The 16,631-nt window shown below is 71.1% G+C and carries 14 protein-coding genes; 4 read left to right on the forward strand and 10 right to left on the reverse strand.

The annotated features are described in order from the left end of the window. Positions 1 to 43 precede the first annotated feature (43 nt). The 6 genes from ACIRPT_RS27510 to ACIRPT_RS27535 form a co-directional block, all read right to left on the reverse strand. A complete protein-coding gene (locus ACIRPT_RS27510; RefSeq protein ID WP_403831721.1) occupies positions 44 to 1,306 on the reverse strand; it encodes a hypothetical protein in 1,263 nt (420 codons plus the stop codon). A gap of 142 nt (positions 1,307 to 1,448) precedes the next feature. Beyond that, positions 1,449 to 2,069, reverse strand: a complete 621-nt coding sequence (locus ACIRPT_RS27515; RefSeq protein WP_403831723.1) for a sigma-70 family RNA polymerase sigma factor — start codon at positions 2,067 to 2,069, stop codon at positions 1,449 to 1,451. Between the two features lie 284 nt (positions 2,070 to 2,353). Further along, a complete protein-coding gene (locus tag ACIRPT_RS27520; RefSeq protein WP_403831726.1) occupies positions 2,354 to 3,019 on the reverse strand; it encodes a hypothetical protein in 666 nt (221 codons plus the stop codon). 535 nt (positions 3,020 to 3,554) lie between these two features. After that, on the reverse strand, positions 3,555 to 4,145 hold the full coding sequence (locus tag ACIRPT_RS27525; protein ID WP_403831729.1) for a hypothetical protein: 591 nt from the start codon (positions 4,143 to 4,145) through the stop codon (positions 3,555 to 3,557). Between the two features lie 98 nt (positions 4,146 to 4,243). Continuing rightward, a complete protein-coding gene (locus ACIRPT_RS27530) occupies positions 4,244 to 4,537 on the reverse strand; it encodes a transcriptional regulator (protein WP_403831731.1) in 294 nt (97 codons plus the stop codon). Next, a complete protein-coding gene (locus tag ACIRPT_RS27535) occupies positions 4,534 to 5,190 on the reverse strand; it encodes a hypothetical protein (protein WP_403831733.1) in 657 nt (218 codons plus the stop codon). Before ACIRPT_RS27535 ends, ACIRPT_RS27530 begins: the two co-directional genes overlap by 4 nt. Positions 5,191 to 5,465: 275 nt before the next feature. Between ACIRPT_RS27535 and ACIRPT_RS27540 the strand changes: the two genes are divergently transcribed. Further along, complete coding sequence (locus ACIRPT_RS27540) at positions 5,466 to 5,690, forward strand: UDP-N-acetylmuramoylalanyl-D-glutamate--2,6-diaminopimelate ligase (RefSeq protein ID WP_399320578.1); 225 nt, start codon at positions 5,466 to 5,468, stop codon at positions 5,688 to 5,690. 82 nt (positions 5,691 to 5,772) lie between these two features. Continuing rightward, positions 5,773 to 6,231 (forward strand): hypothetical protein, encoded by a 459-nt coding sequence (locus ACIRPT_RS27545; RefSeq protein ID WP_403831737.1) that lies wholly within the window; start codon positions 5,773 to 5,775, stop codon positions 6,229 to 6,231. A gap of 200 nt (positions 6,232 to 6,431) precedes the next feature. On the opposite strand, the gene ACIRPT_RS27550 is transcribed toward ACIRPT_RS27545, so the two are convergent. Next, positions 6,432 to 6,890: a hypothetical protein gene (locus ACIRPT_RS27550; protein WP_403831742.1), complete on the reverse strand. Its 459-nt coding sequence runs from the start codon at positions 6,888 to 6,890 to the stop codon at positions 6,432 to 6,434. A gap of 717 nt (positions 6,891 to 7,607) precedes the next feature. On the opposite strand from ACIRPT_RS27550, the gene snpA reads away from it, so the two are divergent. After that, the gene (gene snpA, locus ACIRPT_RS27555) at positions 7,608 to 8,348 is read left to right on the forward strand and encodes a snapalysin (protein WP_403831744.1); all 741 of its coding nucleotides are present in this window, start codon (positions 7,608 to 7,610) and stop codon (positions 8,346 to 8,348) included. 220 nt (positions 8,349 to 8,568) lie between these two features. On the opposite strand, the gene ACIRPT_RS27560 is transcribed toward snpA, so the two are convergent. Further along, positions 8,569 to 8,877: a hypothetical protein gene (locus tag ACIRPT_RS27560; protein WP_403831747.1), complete on the reverse strand. Its 309-nt coding sequence runs from the start codon at positions 8,875 to 8,877 to the stop codon at positions 8,569 to 8,571. A 184-nt stretch (positions 8,878 to 9,061) separates the two neighbouring features. On the opposite strand from ACIRPT_RS27560, the gene ACIRPT_RS27565 reads away from it, so the two are divergent. Then, on the forward strand, positions 9,062 to 10,594 hold the full coding sequence (locus ACIRPT_RS27565; protein WP_403831750.1) for a protein kinase: 1,533 nt from the start codon (positions 9,062 to 9,064) through the stop codon (positions 10,592 to 10,594). 369 nt (positions 10,595 to 10,963) lie between these two features. Here ACIRPT_RS27565 and ACIRPT_RS27570 read toward each other — a convergent pair whose 3' ends face one another. Further along, positions 10,964 to 11,173: a hypothetical protein gene (locus ACIRPT_RS27570; RefSeq protein ID WP_046930081.1), complete on the reverse strand. Its 210-nt coding sequence runs from the start codon at positions 11,171 to 11,173 to the stop codon at positions 10,964 to 10,966. Between the two features lie 183 nt (positions 11,174 to 11,356). Next, the gene (locus ACIRPT_RS27575) at positions 11,357 to 16,609 is read right to left on the reverse strand and encodes a beta-ketoacyl synthase N-terminal-like domain-containing protein (RefSeq protein WP_403831754.1); all 5,253 of its coding nucleotides are present in this window, start codon (positions 16,607 to 16,609) and stop codon (positions 11,357 to 11,359) included. Between the last annotated feature and the right edge of the window lie 22 nt (positions 16,610 to 16,631).

The following is a 16,631-nucleotide window of genomic DNA, read 5'->3' on the forward strand; positions in this document are numbered from 1 at the left end:
CGTGCGCACGGCGGGCCGCCCTCCCGCGGTGGGCCGTCGCCGGTCACCGGCCGTTGAGCGCAGCGCGGCACACACCACAGAACATGGCCGCGTTCCTCCCGTACCGGCGCATCAGCTGCCCGCACTCGGCGCACGGCCCCAGTTCCCAGGGCGGGCAGCCCAGGGCGGCGGAGGCCGCGGCCCGCTCGACGGAGGTGATCAGCACCGGGTTGCGCGCCCGCCGCAGCGGCATCCGAGGGAGGGTGAGGCCACCGGTCGGCCGGTCCAGATCACGAACGGGCCGGGCATCGCTGACGAACCGGCCTTCCTCTCCGGCCCGGCACTGCCTGTCGATCTCATCCTCGGCGAAGGTGATTTCGTCGGCGCCCTCCTGGGCCGGAGCGTCGGGGAGGGGCTCCGCCTCTCCTACCAGCTCCTCCCAGAGCTCGCAGTCAGCCACCGGCACCCACATGTGCCGTCCGGCCCGGCCGCCGCCGCGGTTGGGTACGTAGACGGGCACGCTGTCGCCCGTCGCGCTCTGCAGCACGAGGTCTTCCAGATGCACCGCCTTCTTCTCCGGATGACACAGCGCGGGCAGGAACCACTCGGCGTGCATAGCGCCACAGTGGCCGGCGCCTTCCGTGTCCGGGCAGTGGCGGTGGCTGCTGGGCACGCACTTCCAGACCTGAAGGTGCCGGTACCCGCCGCGGATCACCATCTCCTTGCCGCCGGCGATGTCCTTCCAGGGCATGTCGTCCACGCGAGCCCAGGGTGCCCGGTCGATCAGCGAAGCCGTACGGTCCTTCGCCACCCACAGGGGCGTGATGCCGTGCGCCACGGCATTGACGGACCTGCGGTGCACGCTGCTGGGGCCGAGATGGTGGTACTGGACCTCCCACCCGACGCGTATACCTCCCGGGCCGGTGACGAGAGCATCCGAGATGCTCCGCCGGTTGGCCATGGGCGCCTCGGCCTCGGCCTCCAGGCCGTACCGCGAGGCGGTCTCGACGACCCGCTCCTTTGTGGCCTTGTGCTGCGCGCTCTCGGCCGGGGTCGCCTTGTGCGTGATCGGTAGGTGCGAGGCGACAAGCGGCCGGCGGCCCCCGAAACGGCCTCGACGGATGAACATCCACGGCGACTTCCCGCCCGATTCCGACAAACACTCGCGCCCGTCGTGGTGTGCGAGGCATTCGAGCAGCTGGGGGTCGCGGTCGGCGATGCTCGCGACGATCTCCCGCAGCAGATCGGGACGCCCCGGATGACCGAGGTCAGGCAGTGACAGATTGATCTCTATGCCATATCCGGTGTGCCATACCGCATTTGCCATCTCTCCACCATAGAAACCGCCACTGACATCCGACAGGGCTGCGCGCAAAGGGAGATGGGGCAGGCGACAGATAGCCGGGCGGCAGAATTCCGCCGCCCGGCCCAGTGAGGTGCCGGCCTCACGGACAGGAAACCGGAACCGGTTACGCCGCAACTATCTGTGCACGCCCCACGCCCTTCTCCGCCGCGCTCAGCCAACAGGCGAGTTCGGCGCGGGCGCGGGCCACGCGGGAACGGACCGTGCCGACGGGGCAGCCCACTACGGCCGCGGCGTCCGCATAGGGGAGGCCGAGCAGCTGGGTGAGGATGAACGCCTCGCGGCGGGTGGCGTCCAGAGCGTCGAGCAGCTCGCGGAGCGCGACGCCTTCGGTGAAGCCCGGCAGCCCGCTCGGCTGGATTCGCTCCGCCACCGCCTGCCAGTCGTCGACGGCGGCGATACGGGGACGGGCCGCGGCCGAGCGGTAGCGGTCGATCACCACCCGGCGGGCGATCGACAGGAGCCAGGTGCGCGCGCACGAGCGCCCGGCGAATCGGGGGAGGCTGGTCAGTGCCCGCAGATAGGTCTCCTGGGCGAGGTCGTCGGCGCCGTGCACATCGTGGCTCTGGTGGGCCACGAAGCGCCATACGTCGTGGTGGGTGGCCCGTATGAAGCGCTCGACCGCATCGGGTTCCCCACTGCGGGCGGCCAGCGCCAACTCCGTTACTTCCGCGTCGTTTTCCGCGGTCCGCGGCGCGCGGGCCGCCTCTTCAAGGGCAGGGGTCATCGCAAAGTGTCCTTAGGAGCCTGCGAGGGTCCGACCGTGCCTGACGTGGCGGAACCCCCGTCGGTGAGCGGCGTTTCGGACGTGCCCGGCCGAGGAATGGTGGCCAGGCCGAATGCCGCGGAGGCAAGGAACCGGCGTGGGGGTCGCGCCTATGGCCCGCTTACTGCGGCAGGGGGCGTTGGCGCGCCGGTCCTCCGCTCGTCACCGGATCGACGATCCCGGAACCGCAGCCGGAAGTTGGCCGGCGAGATCGGAAAGGAGCGTCGAACGGTGGCGACGAGCGGTCAGAAACGGAGGGGAGAAGTCCCCGGTGGACCCCTGCGGGAAACGATGTCGTGCAGCAGCTCCGCACGCAGCCTCAGCACAGGCGCGTCGGCCAACGGGCGTGCGGGCAGCCGCAGTCCGGCCCGGCCCTGCGTCGCCAGCGCCAACAGCAGGGGCGCGAACAGCAGACCGGCCAGGCTGCGGGCAAGCCGGAAGACGGCGGCCTCGCCGCGCCACAACCACAGACCGCATACGAGGGCGGCCAGCAGATGGGCGAGGAACATTCCCGGCGCCCCCTGCCCGGCACCGCTCATCTGACCTGTATGGCCCATAGGACTCATGTCCATACCGGCCATGGCGTCCATCGGTGTCGAGGGCACCATGGGTGCGACCGCCGGGGTCCCGGGCGCCGACGCCGTTAACGATGCCGACGTCGTTGCCTGAGCCAGCCCGAACAGCGAGTGCAATCCGAGTTGCGCGGCGACGGTGGCGCCCATGACGACCAGCGCCCCGCGTTCCCGTCCGGTCAGGCAGTACGCCGCCGCGCTCGTTCCGAGGAATGCGGCGCCGAGCGCCCACCACGGCACCCTGCCGGCCATCAGCGCGTGCCCCAGCGCCGTCGTCGTCACGCACACGGCTGCGAAGGCCGCAGCCCGTGGAGCGCGAGCGGCCGACCCGGTCGTCATGGCGGACATCGTGGCCCCTCCAGACGCGTCGGCGTGGCGGTGCCGGCTCGCCGCCGGCCCGCTCTCATGTGGCCGCATCACATGATGCGGCCGGAAATCAGGGCTGCCCAGAGCCGACTGATGAGTAGGCTTTCGGTAGTGCCGAGAAACTACAAGTGCGACGATCCGTGGGAGCCGCTTTCCCCCTTCTCGCCAACTTCCGGGGCCCCGGGAACTGGGAGCCGGGCTGGACCGACTGAGGGTTCCGGGCCAGTGCCGCCGGGGATCCTCGGAGGTCAGTGGTGAGAACGCAGTGCTGAAACAGCCGGACCGTCACACCGCAACCACTGTCGCCAAGCCGGACTTGGGCCTGTCCCGGACGGTACCGGGGCTGACCACCACGACGGGTTTCGGTACCACGGTGATGCTGTCTCCGGTGGCGGGCGACTTCGTCCGGACCATTCGCGGACCAGCACCCCGCGCGCCGGCGGCCCGGGGTGTGTCTGGAGCGTTGGTTGCCTCTTGGGCTTCGCCGGGTGAGGTGTGCCTATCCAGGTCAGCGGGTGGTGTGGGTGCGCAGGAGGTGGGCGCAGGTTGCGTAAAGGACGAGGGCCGAGCCGAAGCCGGGCAGCGTCGTCCCGAGGGCGTCGGTCCCGGTCAGGGGCACCAGCAGGGCGGTGGCAAGAGCGATCAGGCAGAGCGCGGTACCGGTGAGGTGGTAGGCGGGCACGCCGAACAGGCGGGCCAGGGGAAAGAAGTGAACACCGACTGCGAGGGCGATGGCGGCGGGGATCAGCTCGGTGTATCCGAAGGCCCCCAGGATGCGGACCGCGACGAAGATGCCGATCCACTCGGCGGTGACGACGAGCCCGAAACGGCGCCCGGTGGCCTTGCCCCGGGCCGATTCGCCTCCCTCGGGGGCGGTTGCCGCTCGGCGGGCGTTCCGGATCGCGAGAGCCGCGACGGTGACCGAGGTCAGGCCGGCGACGGCGAGGAGGGCAAGGCCGACCGTGGAGGGGAGGGCCGATATGCCGCAGCCGGTCCAGCCGACGGCGAAGAAAGCGAGGATGCCGCTGCCGGTCGCGCGTCCTCTCAGTTCGGCGCGGGTGCGTACGGTGGCGGGCCGGTCGGCGGCGATGGAGGTCATGGTCGCGTACTCCTTGAGGTAGAACCGGCCTTGGCCGGTGGGCGCGCATGGGCTGATGCCTGCGAGCTGCTGGTGGGGAAGCCGGTGTGCACCGATGTTCAGGGGCCGAGCAGCGAGCGCAGCGTGGCGGTGTACGTCTCGAAGGCGGCGCGGCCGGAAGGGGTCAGCGCGACGTGGGTGACGGGGGAGCGCCGGGTGAAGGTCTTGTCGATCTCCACGTAGCTGGCGTCCTCAAGCTTGCGCAGATGGGTGGAGAGGTTTCCGGGGGTCATGCCCAGCAGTTTCTGCAGCCGGGGGAAGGTGATCCGGTCGTCGGGGGCCAGGGCAGCCAGCGCGATGGTGACCCGTAGTCGGGCCTGGGCGTGGATGACCGGATCGAGCTCGGGAATCATGCGGGGGGCCCGGAGTAGGCGGTCCTGCGGAAACGGTGGTAGCCGGCCAGAGCGAGGAAGCCGCCCCCGCCCGCCAGGGACTGGACCAGGAAGTTTCCGGGGACTCCGGCGAATACCGCACCGGCCGCGCAGACCATGCTCCACGCCCCCAAGCCGTACTGCACCTTGTCCTGCCACACCATGCCTCCGGCCAGATACAGCACACCGACCAGCAGCAGCGCCGAGGCTGACCACAGCATGGCCGCGTTGTCCGAGGTCAGCCCGTGGCGGATCAGCGTGGTGTTGACCACGGCCAGGCAGCCGAACCCCAGGGTCCAACTCCATCCGTACATGGCGGCAACGGTGCGGGACGGCCCGCTGACTCCCCGGCCGACCCGGAGCGCGTAACCGATCGACAAGATCCATGCCGCGGCGAGCAGCACGGCGGGCACCGCCGCACCGAGCCAGCCGGGGATCACCGGCTTCGGGCCGTGCGCCAGATACGCCGCACCGAATCCGATGAGCCAGGCGGCTCCCCATACCGTGAACAGCACAGTGGGATCGGCGTGAACGCGCCGCCTGACGTACTGGTCTTCGGCGGAGATCAGGGCCAGCGTCTCGTCGAGATTCAGAGCCTGATCCGGGGCAGATTCGCCCTTTTGCTTGCCGTCCATGTGCTCCTCCCCCGCAGCGTCGCGGGTACTTTGTATCGCAAAGCCCTCTGGGGTAACAAGCCTTTGGGGAAACAACAGTGATGATCGACGGGCTGGGAGCGAGGCCGCACCGGGACGTTCACAGAGCCCTGGCGCCACTTCGCCGAGCCGGACCCGGCGCACGAACTCCACCACCTGGTCCGGCACCGGGTGTGAGTAGTTGAGACTGGTAGGCCCGCATGTTGAGCTGTCGCGTATTCCAGCTTGGACAGCCCTGGTTGGTCACTCTGGGTGGCGTGGACCTGGTCGTCGCGGTCGGTGGCGATCTCGCGAAACAGCTCGCCCTCGCCGCCGCCGGAGCCGGGGTGGACACCGCGATCGTCGCCGACAACGAAACCGCCGCGCAGTTCCTGGAAAAGCTCCTGCGCCCCGGCGACAAGGTTCTGGTCAAGGCGTCTCGCGCGGGGATGCTGTGGCAGGTGTGCCAGCGACTCCTCGGTGAAGACGTCACCGGCTGGTGACGGGCATCCGCGAACTGAACCTCAGCCGCCGGTATTTCGGCATGATGGCTGCCGGCACACACCTGACCGAGAGGACCGCACGATGCACATGAAACGCCTCGCCGCAGCGGCAGGAGCCGCCCTGCTGACCACCCTCGCCGTACCCGCCGACGCCCACGCCGCCGCCATCGCCTGCGGCGGCGCCGTCTCCACCCAGAACATCGGCGCACAAGGCTGCATCAGCGCCGAGCGGTTCAAGGACGGGAAGATCTGGTGGCGCGATATCAAGGCGCACGCCGTCATCACCAACTCCCGCGCCCACGCCTCCTACGTCGACTACGAGGCGTTCATGAACGTCCAGGGCTCCAGTAGCTGGACGAAACTCGGCAACGGCCGCACGGTCGTTCAGCGCCGTTCCACGACCGGCCCCGTCGAGATCGGCTCCGCAACCCGCATCTGCGGCCCGGTCAACGCAAAAATCACCATCCGCGTCCACGTCCGGCCGGCCGGAGGCGCCTGGTCAAACTGGAGCAGCGCCGCGACGTCGCAGTGCCAGACCTGATCTCACGTACGACGAAGCCCCCGCCTCTGGCAACAGAGAGGCGGGGGCTTCGTCATGTCAGCGCGGCCTTCTGCGGACCGGTGGATGCTGCTGTACGCGACCGAAGATCTGAAGCTGATCCCCCTGGAAAACTATGCGTTCCACAGAACCACCGAGCCCTGTCGCGTATTCCAGCTTGGACAGCCCTCGGACGGATAGGTTCACCGTGGTGTGTTCGAGCCACACCTGGAGGGGCCACCGGTGGACATTGTCGCGATCATGGAGGCGCTGGCCGAACAGGGCATAACCGTGCTGTTCAAGGCTGATGCCGAGCGGATGACAGAGAGGCGGAAGCCCTGGACGTTCGTGGCCAGTGGTGCCCCGTCGCGTGACGACATCCTCGTCTCGTTGCGTCGCAGGCCGTAGGCGTACGCGACCTTGAACAAGGTGGCGTCCCGGAAGGCCGGCAGCCAGCCCTTGCGAGCCTTGTCGCGAACGCGCAGCACTTCCTCGTCGGCGTGGCCGAAGAACGCTTCCCGCTCGGGCCGGGTAAAGGCCCGTCGTTCCGGCTCGCCCTCGGCTTCGTCGGCGTGTGTCGCGGCGTTCCAGTGATAGGTACAGAAAGTACAGAAAGTGCCGCTGAGATTGATCTTGGCGCCCGGGCCACGGGCACCGGGCACGCGCCGTGGACCGCCGTGGACCGCCGTGAACCGCCGTGAACCGCCGTGAACCGCCGTGAACCGTTGAAGAGCAACGACAAACGGCGCGGCCGGATCGAGGCCATGCGCAGCCCGCTGGATCGGTGCACCTAGAAGAACCCGCCGATCCCTCCCCCACGCCACCCGCCGGTTCGCGCGGCGGGCCCGGCCTCCACCCTGCTCAGGACTGAGCGGCGGCGGCTCAGCGGTGCGGGGTGTCGTCCAGCGTCAAGGGTGACTCCCTGGGAGCGAGCCTGAGCAGGGCGTAGCGCAAAAAAGGAACAGAAGCGCATGTTCTATGACGTCGGTCACAGCACTCCGGCAACCAACCGGCACGCTTAGTAGACACTACATGGCAGACATCTAGGGATTTGTCCATTTTGCCCCGGATGTGGACCCCGCCGCGCGCCCCGAGATTCCGCCCGGCCGGCCCGCACGCAGACTGCCCCGTGGCGTAAGGCTTCTGACGCCGCGACAGCTTCCCGGACTGCCGCCAAGTGCGCACCAGAGACCCGCGCACGGCCCTGGCGAGGTCCCGAGACCTACGAGGCAACGTAGTGGCGGGACCCTTTGCGCTCCCCTGTCGAGCCGTTCTAAGAATGGCGACCCACAGGACGTCGCCACAGTTCGGAACCGGTGTTCACGCAGAGTCGACCGCCCACCAGGCGCTCGGCGTCATCGAGTGAGTAGGAGCCCCACATGAAGTCGTCCCGAAGGTCCGCGAGACTCCTCGCCCTCACTCTCGGCCTGGGTCTGGCCTCCAGCGCGCTGTGCGCGGCGGTCCCGGCGAGCGCCCAGGCGGCCGCCACCCCGTCCGGTGCCGCCGGTACCTCCGTGGCGCGGTACGCCGGGTCGGTTGAGGAGGCCGCGAACAACAAGGCGTTCTTCGAGGCCGTGCGCGAGTCGGTCGCCGAGAAGCGTGCCGCGCAGCCCAACGCGCAGGCGGTGACCATCTACTACAACGCCTCCCAGGCACCGAGCTTCCGTTCGCAGATATCGAGCGCGGCCTCGATCTGGAACAGCTCCGAGTCCAACGTCAAGCTCCAGCCGGCGTCGAGCGGTGCCGACTTCTCCTACTACGAGGGCAACTACCGGCGCGGGTCCTACACCACCACCAACGGCCACGGAGACGGCTCCGTCTTCCTCGACTACACCCAGACCCGGCAGAACGACTCGGTCCGCGTCGCCACCCACGAGACCGGGCACGTGCTGGGCCTGCTGGACGACTACAGCGGGCCGTGCAGCGAGCTGATGTCGGGCGGCGGCGCCGGCCCGTCCTGCACCAGCCGCTACCCGAACGCCACCGAGCGCTCGCGTGTCGACCAGCTGTGGGCCACCGGACTCGCGCAGGCCCCGGGCGCCCCGCACCACCACATCCCGGACCTGAGCGAGCGGCGCGCAGGCGCCGCGCCCCATCAGCTCGACGCGCCGACGAAGTAGACCGGTCCCAGCCGCTGCCCGGCCCGGCCGGCGCAGTGTGCCGGTCGAGCAGCGCGCAGGCCTGGCCGTACGAGAGCCGGGCCAGGCCGGTGTCCGGGCAGACGTCCCGGGCGGAGAGCACCTTGCCGGGGCCGGGGCGGTGGTGTGAACATCCCCTCCAGCACATAGTCGGCGCGGGAGGCGCCGCGGCGGCGCACCTTCGGCTGGGCGCCCGTGGCCTTCACCGGGCAGCGGCGGTCGGCCAGGTCCAGGTCTTCTCGCGGAGGTGGACGTCGCGGCGGGCGATCGGCCGGTCGATCGCCATCTGCGAGCGCACCGGGGTATCGGAGTCCGGCGCGGCCAGGCGCTTCGCCCAGGCCGGGACCGCCGGCCCGTCGTAGCCGCGCTCGGCGCACCAGCTCGTCCAGGCCAGCACCGCGCCGCGGCGGCCGTTCCGGGTGTTCGCCGCCGAGCTGTCCCACAGCAGCTGCAGCGCCCCGCCGGTCTCGTCGTCCTCGATCGCGGCGAGGTCCGTCTCCTGGCCCGGCACCTCCGCATCGCGGGCGTCTTCCGCTGGTCTGCCCGCGAGGGCGAGTGCCGTACGTCATAGTGGTGCGTGTGCCCGTGGGGTGGGAAGGGACGTGCGGGGTCACCCGGAAACGGGTAGTCCACAGAAGCCAATTCGCCTATGAACAAGAGCAGTTGAAGAACATCACACACAAATAGGGGGAGCAGTGGCCGAGCAGACACGACCGGGCCGCTTGGTCGGCGGGCGCTACCGCCTGGAGGAGGCCCTGGGCGGCGGAGGGTTCGGCCGTGTCTGGAGGGCCCATGACCAGACCCTCGAGGTCGATGTCGCCGTCAAGGAAGTCTGGCTCCCCCCGGCGGCGTCCGAGACGGAGCACGCGCAACGACTGGTACGTGCGGAGCGGGAGGCCCGCAACGCCGCCAAGCTGCGTTCCCACCCCCATGTCGTCGCCGTCCATGACGTGGTCATCGAGGAGGGAGCGCCGTGGATCGTCATGGAACTCGTCGAAGGCGCCAACCTGGCCGACAGACTCGCCGAGAACGGGCCGATGCCGGTGGCGGACGTCGCGCGGATCGCCGGCGAACTGCTGGAAGGCCTCGGGGCCGCACACAAGGCGGGAATCGTCCACAGGGATGTGAAGCCGACCAATGTGATGCTCACCCGCGACGGCCGGGCCCTGCTCGCCGACTTCGGTATCGCCGTCCACAAGGGCGATACGGCCGTCACCACGACCGGAGGGCTGATCGGCTCGCTGGAATACATGGCGCCGGAGCGGTTCGACGGCGTGGACTCAGGTGGCGCGGGAGACCTGTACTCCCTGGGGGTGACGCTGTACCAGGCGCTGGAGGGGGTGTCCCCGTTCCACCGTGACACCCCCACAGAGACCCTGACCGCCGTGGTACTCGGACAGGCGCCCGCCCCTCAACGCGCGGGCCGCCTGGAGCCGTTGATCACGCGGCTGCTGGACAAGAACCCCTCCAAGCGGCCAACCGTGCCGCAGGCCCGGGCCTTGATCGACGGGGCCCCGTCTCCTCGGGAGCGCCCCGGGGAACCCGCTGAGCGGGGCGAGGCGGCGGATTCCGGGCGGTCCGAGGAGCCCCAGGAGCCACCGATTTCTCCGGCGGCCTCCGAAGCACCCACTCGCCCCGTCCCCCCAGCGGCACCCACCCTCCCGCTCTCCCCGCCGCCGGAGCCGACCCCGCGCCGCCCTCCCCGCCCTCGCGCGCTCGCCATCGCGGGCGCCGCTGTCGCCGTCGCGGCCGTCATCGGGGGCATCATCGCCATCACGGCAAGCGGCAACGGCGACGCTCCCGACACCGGCGCGAGCCACACCCCATCGAGCTCCTCAGCCCCGGACCGGGCCGGAGGGGGTGACGAGACGGGATCCTCACCTGGCGGCAGCGGCGGCATCACCACCGAGGCCGGTTGCGAGAACCAGTCCGAGATCATGAAGAAGTGGGACAGGATCGTCACGTCCAACCGCTACGGCAACGGCCAGGCACCGATCGAGGACCTGCTCCGGGAGATACAGGATCTGGATAGGGCAAACATCGCCAAGGCGAAAAAACCGGCGGTCAAAGCTGGGCTCCAGAAGGACCTGACCGGCGCCACCCAGGCCCTCAATGCCTACCGCTCCGGCGACGAGGAGAGCTTCAACAACGTGCTGCAGGAACGCGCCTCCAGCGGCATGGCCATGGTCAGCACCTGCCACGGACTGGGTACCAGGTCACCGTCCTGACCCCTGCCGAAGGCCTTCGGCGAGAGCCTCTCCCCCGTCGAAGGCCAGGGCGGTCCCCAGGCGCCGCGCGCGCACCACGCCGTGCAGGCACTGCTCGAAGGAGGAGCAGGTGCAGAAGCCATGCGCCAGGTCATGGTGATGCCACGACTCGTCGGCGACTGCCGCGCGATGCGCAGCGCAATCGCGTCCCCGTATCGCCGGGCTCCCCTTCACCGCACCGGCATCGTCAGCCGCCGCATACGGCAATGTCGGCCTCCACGACCACAACCTGGTCTTGAAGGCCGACGTCACACAGGACCCTGAATTACCCCAGGACGGCCGGGGGTGGTGCCGCGGCCCGGTGGATGAGCACCGTGCTACAGCTGTGTCTCAGCCGTGGATCGGGCCCAGGGGGATGTCGGAGACCGTGAGGCTGACGGACTTCACGGAGCCGCCGGTCAGGATCGGGATGCCATTGGGGCCCGGGGCGAACGTGGCGGTCAGGCCGTCCACGGAGCCACTGACGGAGAGACCACCCGCGACGCTGTCGAGGTCGTCGTCAGCTATCTCACGGGTCTCAATGCGGGACGTGTTGCTCATGAAGTTGAGCGTCCTTCCTCTGTAGTGGTGGGTCGCAATGCGTGGCGCACTGCAGCGGGAACCCTCGGACGGCGCTGACGCTAACCATGGCCGATCAAATTCCGGTGAAATCGCCGGCGGGCACGGTGCGTGTATCGACGGGGCACCGGTGCGGGCGCCGGGAGCGTACCCGGGCACCCGTCGTCAGCTCTCCGCGTCCATCAGCCGGAACAGTTCCTCGTCGCTGGCCGATGTCAGGTCGAGAGTCCCGCCGGGGCCGGTGACCGTGGCGACGGCTCCCTCCGCCGTCACCGCCTTCAGCCGTGCCGCCGTCTCCTCCGAAACCTCCGCGCCGGCCGTGAGCAGGGATTCCAACTCGGCCACGACGGAGGCCACATCGCGTGCGGGGGTGGCCGGCCGTGCGAGTCGTTCCCGTACGAGGCGGACGACGGCGTTCGGCGTGGGGTGGTCGTACACGAGCGTGGCGGGCAGCCGTAGGTCCGTGGCCGCGATGAGGCGGTTGCGCAGTTCGACGGCGTTCAACGAGTTGATGCCCATCTCCTTGAACGGGCGGTTGCCCCCGTCGTCGTGCGGGGCCTGACCGCCCAGCACGGCCGAGGTCTCCGCAAGGACCAGGGCCAGTACGTGCGCGTCCTGTTCGTGGTCATCGAGGCCGGACAGGCGGGCTTCCAGCCCCGGCGGCTCTTCACCGGCCGTCACCGTGCCCGCGGCAACCGCGTTGCCCGCGGATCCCCCGTCGGCAGCCGGACCCGCCGGAGCCGACGCCAGCCAGAACCGCCGACGCTGGAACGCGTACGTCGGCAGGGCGACGGGCCGGGCCCCGGGAAGCACCGCGTCCCAGTCGACGGGGGCGCCATGGGCATGCATCTGGGCGGCCGCGGTGAGCAGGGCCTGCCGCTCCGCTACTCCGGCGCGCAGACTCGGGACCACGGCGGTCCCGAGCGGTGGGTCGGCCGACTCCAGGCACTCGTCGATCATCGGCGTGAGTGCCGGTTCGGCACCCAGTTCCAGGAAACCGGTGACGCGCTGGTCCCGGAGGCGGCCGATCGCGTCCTTGAAGCGTACGGACTGCCGCACGTGCCGCACCCAGTGGTCCGGGTCGCGCGCGTCCTCGCCGGTCAAGGGGCGGCCGGTGACGGTCGACAGGATCGGGACGGCGGGCGCGGCGTAGGACAGCGTACGGACGACCGCGCGGAACTCCTCCAGCATGGGGTCCATCAGCGGCGAGTGGGCCGCGACGCTCATCGCGATCCGCCGGGTCTTGTGACCGGCGGCGGCCAGCTCGTCCGCGAGCGCGGCGAGCGGGGACTCGGCGCCCGCGAGTACGAGAGAGTGCGGGCCGTTCACGGCGGCGACCGACACCGCGTCCGTCCGCTCCGCCAGCCACGGGGCCACTTCTGCCTCCGTGATGCGCACCGCCAGCATCGCGCCGCCGGGCCGCAGCGCGCCCATCAGCCTGCTCCGGGTCGCCACCAGGGTGCACGCGTCCCGGAGGCCGAGCACGCCCGCCACATGGGCGGCGGAGATCTCGCCGATCGAGTGCCCCACCAGGTGGTCGGGGGCCAGGCCCCAGGACTCGAACAGCCGGTACAGGGCGACCTGGACGGCGAACACCGCGGGCTGTGTGTAGGTGGTGTCGTCGAGGAGGGCCGCCTCCTCGGAGCCGGGGGCCGCCCACATCACCGAGGTCAGCGGCCGCGCCAGCAGCGGATCCAGCGCGGCGCACACCTCGCGCAGCGCCTGCCCGAAGACGGGGAACGCCTCGGCCGCCGCACGCCCCATGCCGTTGCGCTGGCTGCCCTGCCCGGAGAAGACGAAGGCCAGGCCGCCCGGCGCGGATTCGTGCGGCGTGACGCCGGCGGTCCGCTCACCGCGTCCGAACTCCGCCGTGGTGGAGAGCAGTTGTGCGCGGTCGGGGGCGCTGACGACGGCACGGTACCGGTGCAGGGTACGGGTGGTGGCCAGGGAATGGGCGACGTCCTGGGCACGCAGGCCGGGGTCGGCGGACACCTGCTCGGCCAGGCGCCGCGCCTGCGCGCGCAGCGCCGCCCGGCTCCGGGCGGACAGCACCCACGGCGCGCTCGTGGCATCGGCAGGCTCCGGATTCCGCGCCGTCCCGGACACGCGTCGCGTCTCCTCCGGGGCCTCGCTCGCCGGACCTTCCGCTTCCCTTTCCTCGCCCGGCGCCTCCTCCAGGATCACGTGGGCGTTGGTGCCGGTGAGCCCGAAGGACGACACCCCTGCACGTCGCGTGCGTCCGCTCTGCCTCGGCCAGGGCCGGGCCTCGGTCAGCAGCCGTACCGATCCGGCGGACCAGTCCACCTTGGCCGAGGGAGCGTCCACGTGCAGCGTCCGCGGCAGGATTCCGTGGCGCAGCGCGAGCACCGTCTTGATGACCCCGGCGACCCCGGCTGCGGCCTGTGTGTGCCCGATGTTCGACTTGACCGACCCGAGCCACAACTGCCGCCCCTCGGGCCGGTCCTGGCCGTACGTCGCCAGCAGCGCGCCGGCCTCGATGGGATCGCCGAGCGGAGTGCCGGTGCCGTGCCCTTCGACGGCGTCGACCTCCTGCGGCGTCAGCCCGGCGTCGGCCAGGGCCTGGCGGATGACCCGCTGCTGGGCCGGCCCGCTCGGCGCGGTGAGTCCGTTGGAGGCGCCGTCCTGATTCACGGCGGAGCCCCGTACGAGCGCGAGGACACGGTGTCCCTTGCGCCGGGCGTCGCTCAGTCGCTCGAGCAGCAGCAGCCCGGCGCCCTCCGACCACGCGGAGCCGTTCGCGGCGTCCGCGTAGGCCATGGAGCGGGAGTCGGGTGACAGCGCGCGCAGCCGGGAGAACTGCGCGAAGGGAGCCGGGGTGGCCATGACGGTGACGCCGCCGGCCAGCGCCAGGTCGCTCTCGCCCGACCGCAGGGACCGGCAGGCCAGATGCAGCGCGACGAGGGAGGACGAGGAGGCGGTGTCGACCGTCAGGGCGGGGCCTTCGAGCCCGTAGGTGTACGCGATGCGCCCCGAGACCGCGCTGCCTGCGGCCCCGGTGATGAGCATGCTCTCCCATGCCTGGGGCGCGGCGGACGCGTTGGCGGCGTAGCCCCGGTCCATCGCGCCCGTGAACACGCCCGTACGGGTTCCCTTCAGGGACATCGGGTCGAGGCCTGCCCGCTCGAAGGTCTCCCAGGCCGCTTCCAGGAGCAGTCGCTGCTGGGGATCGGTCGCCGTCGCCTCCTGGTCGGACAGGCCGAAGAAGCCCGCGTCGAAGTCGCCCGCGTCGTGCAGGAAGCCGCCTTCGCGCGCGTAGGAGGTGCCCGGACGGTCAGGGTTCTCGTCGAAGAGCCGGTCGAGGTCCCAGCCGCGGTCCTCCGGGAAGCCGGACATCGCGTCGGTCCCGTTGGCGAGCAGGTCCCACAGGGCGTCCGGGGAGTCGGCGCCGCCCGGCAGCCGGCAGGCCATGCCGATGATCGCCACCGGGTCGGCACCGTCCGCCGGGGTCTCCCGCGGCTCCTCCGAGGCCGGCTCGTCCTGCTCGGCCAGTACGTGCGCGACGGCCCGCGGGGTGGGGAAGTCGAAGGTCAGCGTGACCGGGAGCGGCAGCCCGGTCTCCTCACGCAGCAGGTTCCGCAGCCGCACCGCGCGGATGGAGTCGAGCCCGAGCCCGCGGAAGTCCGTGTCGGAGGAGAAAGATGAGGAAGAGGAGGAAGGGGAGGAGGGCGACGAAGGGGCGGTGGTGCCGCCGTTGCGGAGCACCCGGCCGACGCAGTCGCGTACGAGTTCCAGCGCCTCCTCGACCGTGTACGGCGGGACCGAGCCGAGACGGGCCGTGACGGGCACCGCCTCGAGGCCGGCGAGCCGCTGCTTGAGTGCCCGGCGGTCGAGCTTCCCGGCGGGAGAGCGCGGAAGCTCGCGCACGGTGACCAGTTCGAGGGGGATCTTGTGGTCGGCGAGCCCCCGCCGGTGCAGGAACGCGGTCACCTCGCTCAGGCCGATCGTGCGGTCCGCGTGGTCGGTGACGACCAGGCACGGGTACTCCCCGAGCCGGTCGTCCGGCGCGCCTGCCACGGCCAGCGGTCCGAGGCCCGTGAGGTCGGCGAGCAGCCCCTCGACCTCGGTCGCGGCGAACTTCCGTCCTCCCGTATTGATCAGCTCGGCCGCCCGGCCGTGCAGCACCACCACGCCGTCCGGGCCGACGGCCGCGAGATCGCCGGTCCGCAGCCAGCCGTCCTCGGTGAGGGCCGAGCGCGTCAGCTCCGGCTCGCGGAAATACCCGCGGAACAGCCCCGGACCCCGGTACTGGAGTTCGCCCGTCCGGCCCGCCGCGCACACCCCGTGCTCGTCGACGACCCGTAGCTCCACTCCGCTGACCGGCTCCCCCACGCTGTCTCCGGGGTCGCCGGCCCGGGTGCGGGTGCCGGTGCCGATCTCGGACATGCCCCACACCACGATCAGGTCGCAGTCGAGGGCGGCGCGTACCTGTGCGGTGAGGGCGGGCGCGATGGCCGCCCCCGCCGTACGCACCTGGTGCGGCGCGAAGCCCGCCGGCTCGTCCGTCCTGGCCAGCCGCTCGACGACGTCCCGCAGTTGGGTGGGCACGGCGAAGACGACGCGGGGGTCGTGCTCCCGTGCCAGCTCCAGGAAGCGGTCCGTGTCCCAGCCGGTGAGCAGGACCTGCCCGCAGGCGGCGAACAACGCCGCGTGCATGCCCTGCAGGCCGAACAGATGGCTCATCGGGCAGGCGGTGAGGACCGTACCGTCAAAGGTGCCGGCGGCCTCGGCGGTGACGGCCTCGGTGTTCGACAGCAGGCCGTCGTGGCTGTGCACACACAGCTTGGGCCGCGCCGAGGTCGTCCCGGACGAGGGGATCAGGACGAGCGGCATGTCGGGGGTGACGTCCACCGGCCGGGGTCCGCTGCCCGCCCAGGCTGCCAGCAGCCCGTCCAGTGACCCGACCCCCGGCTCCTCGCGCTGCGTGTCCGACGCTCCCGCCAGCAGCACACGGCGCAGCGACGGCACGTTCTCCAGAAGCGAGCGGGCCATCGCCTGGTCCCCGCCCGGGGATTCCGGCAGGACGAGGAGGACGGGTTCGGCGCGGGCCAGCAGCGCGCGGACGTCGCCGCTCGCGGTGCCCTGGTGGACGGGCAGCAGGACCGCTCCGACGGCCGCGACGGCCAGGTGCAGGGTCGCGAACTCCCAGCAGTTCGGCAGCCGCGCCGCGACGACGTCGCCGGGCGCGACCCCCGACTCCTGCAGGCCCCGGGCCAGCGCATCGACGTCCGCCCGCCACCGCGCCCACGTCCACGAGCGGTCCCCGTCGACGAGGGCCACCGCGTCGGGGGCGGATGTCGCAGCGGATGCGAACACGTCGGGGAGCGTGAAGCCTCCCAGTGCTTCGGCCGCGCCGGCGGGCAGGTCGAGCAGATAGTCATCTGTGTGGACGGGCACCATCACTCCCGGATGTCGAGCGGTT

This window comes from Streptomyces sp. NPDC101227 (assembly GCF_044767545.1).
In the GTDB taxonomy this organism is placed as follows: Bacteria; Actinomycetota; Actinomycetes; order Streptomycetales; family Streptomycetaceae; genus Streptomyces.

Bases quoted from the DNA above. Each gene is read 5' to 3' on its own strand.
- ACIRPT_RS27510 (WP_403831721.1), bottom strand. From the start codon at position 1,306: ATGGCAAATGCGGTATGGCACACCGGATATGGCATAGAGATCAATCTG.
- ACIRPT_RS27515 (WP_403831723.1), bottom strand. From the start codon at position 2,069: ATGACCCCTGCCCTTGAAGAGGCGGCCCGCGCGCCGCGGACCGCGGAA.
- ACIRPT_RS27520 (WP_403831726.1), bottom strand. From the start codon at position 3,019: ATGACGACCGGGTCGGCCGCTCGCGCTCCACGGGCTGCGGCCTTCGCA.
- ACIRPT_RS27525 (WP_403831729.1), bottom strand. From the start codon at position 4,145: ATGACCTCCATCGCCGCCGACCGGCCCGCCACCGTACGCACCCGCGCC.
- ACIRPT_RS27530 (WP_403831731.1), bottom strand. From the start codon at position 4,537: ATGATTCCCGAGCTCGATCCGGTCATCCACGCCCAGGCCCGACTACGG.
- ACIRPT_RS27535 (WP_403831733.1), bottom strand. From the start codon at position 5,190: ATGGACGGCAAGCAAAAGGGCGAATCTGCCCCGGATCAGGCTCTGAAT.
- ACIRPT_RS27545 (WP_403831737.1), top strand. From the start codon at position 5,773: ATGCACATGAAACGCCTCGCCGCAGCGGCAGGAGCCGCCCTGCTGACC.
- snpA (WP_403831744.1), top strand. From the start codon at position 7,608: ATGAAGTCGTCCCGAAGGTCCGCGAGACTCCTCGCCCTCACTCTCGGC.
- ACIRPT_RS27570 (WP_046930081.1), bottom strand. From the start codon at position 11,173: ATGAGCAACACGTCCCGCATTGAGACCCGTGAGATAGCTGACGACGAC.
- ACIRPT_RS27575 (WP_403831754.1), bottom strand. From the start codon at position 16,609: ATGGTGCCCGTCCACACAGATGACTATCTGCTCGACCTGCCCGCCGGC.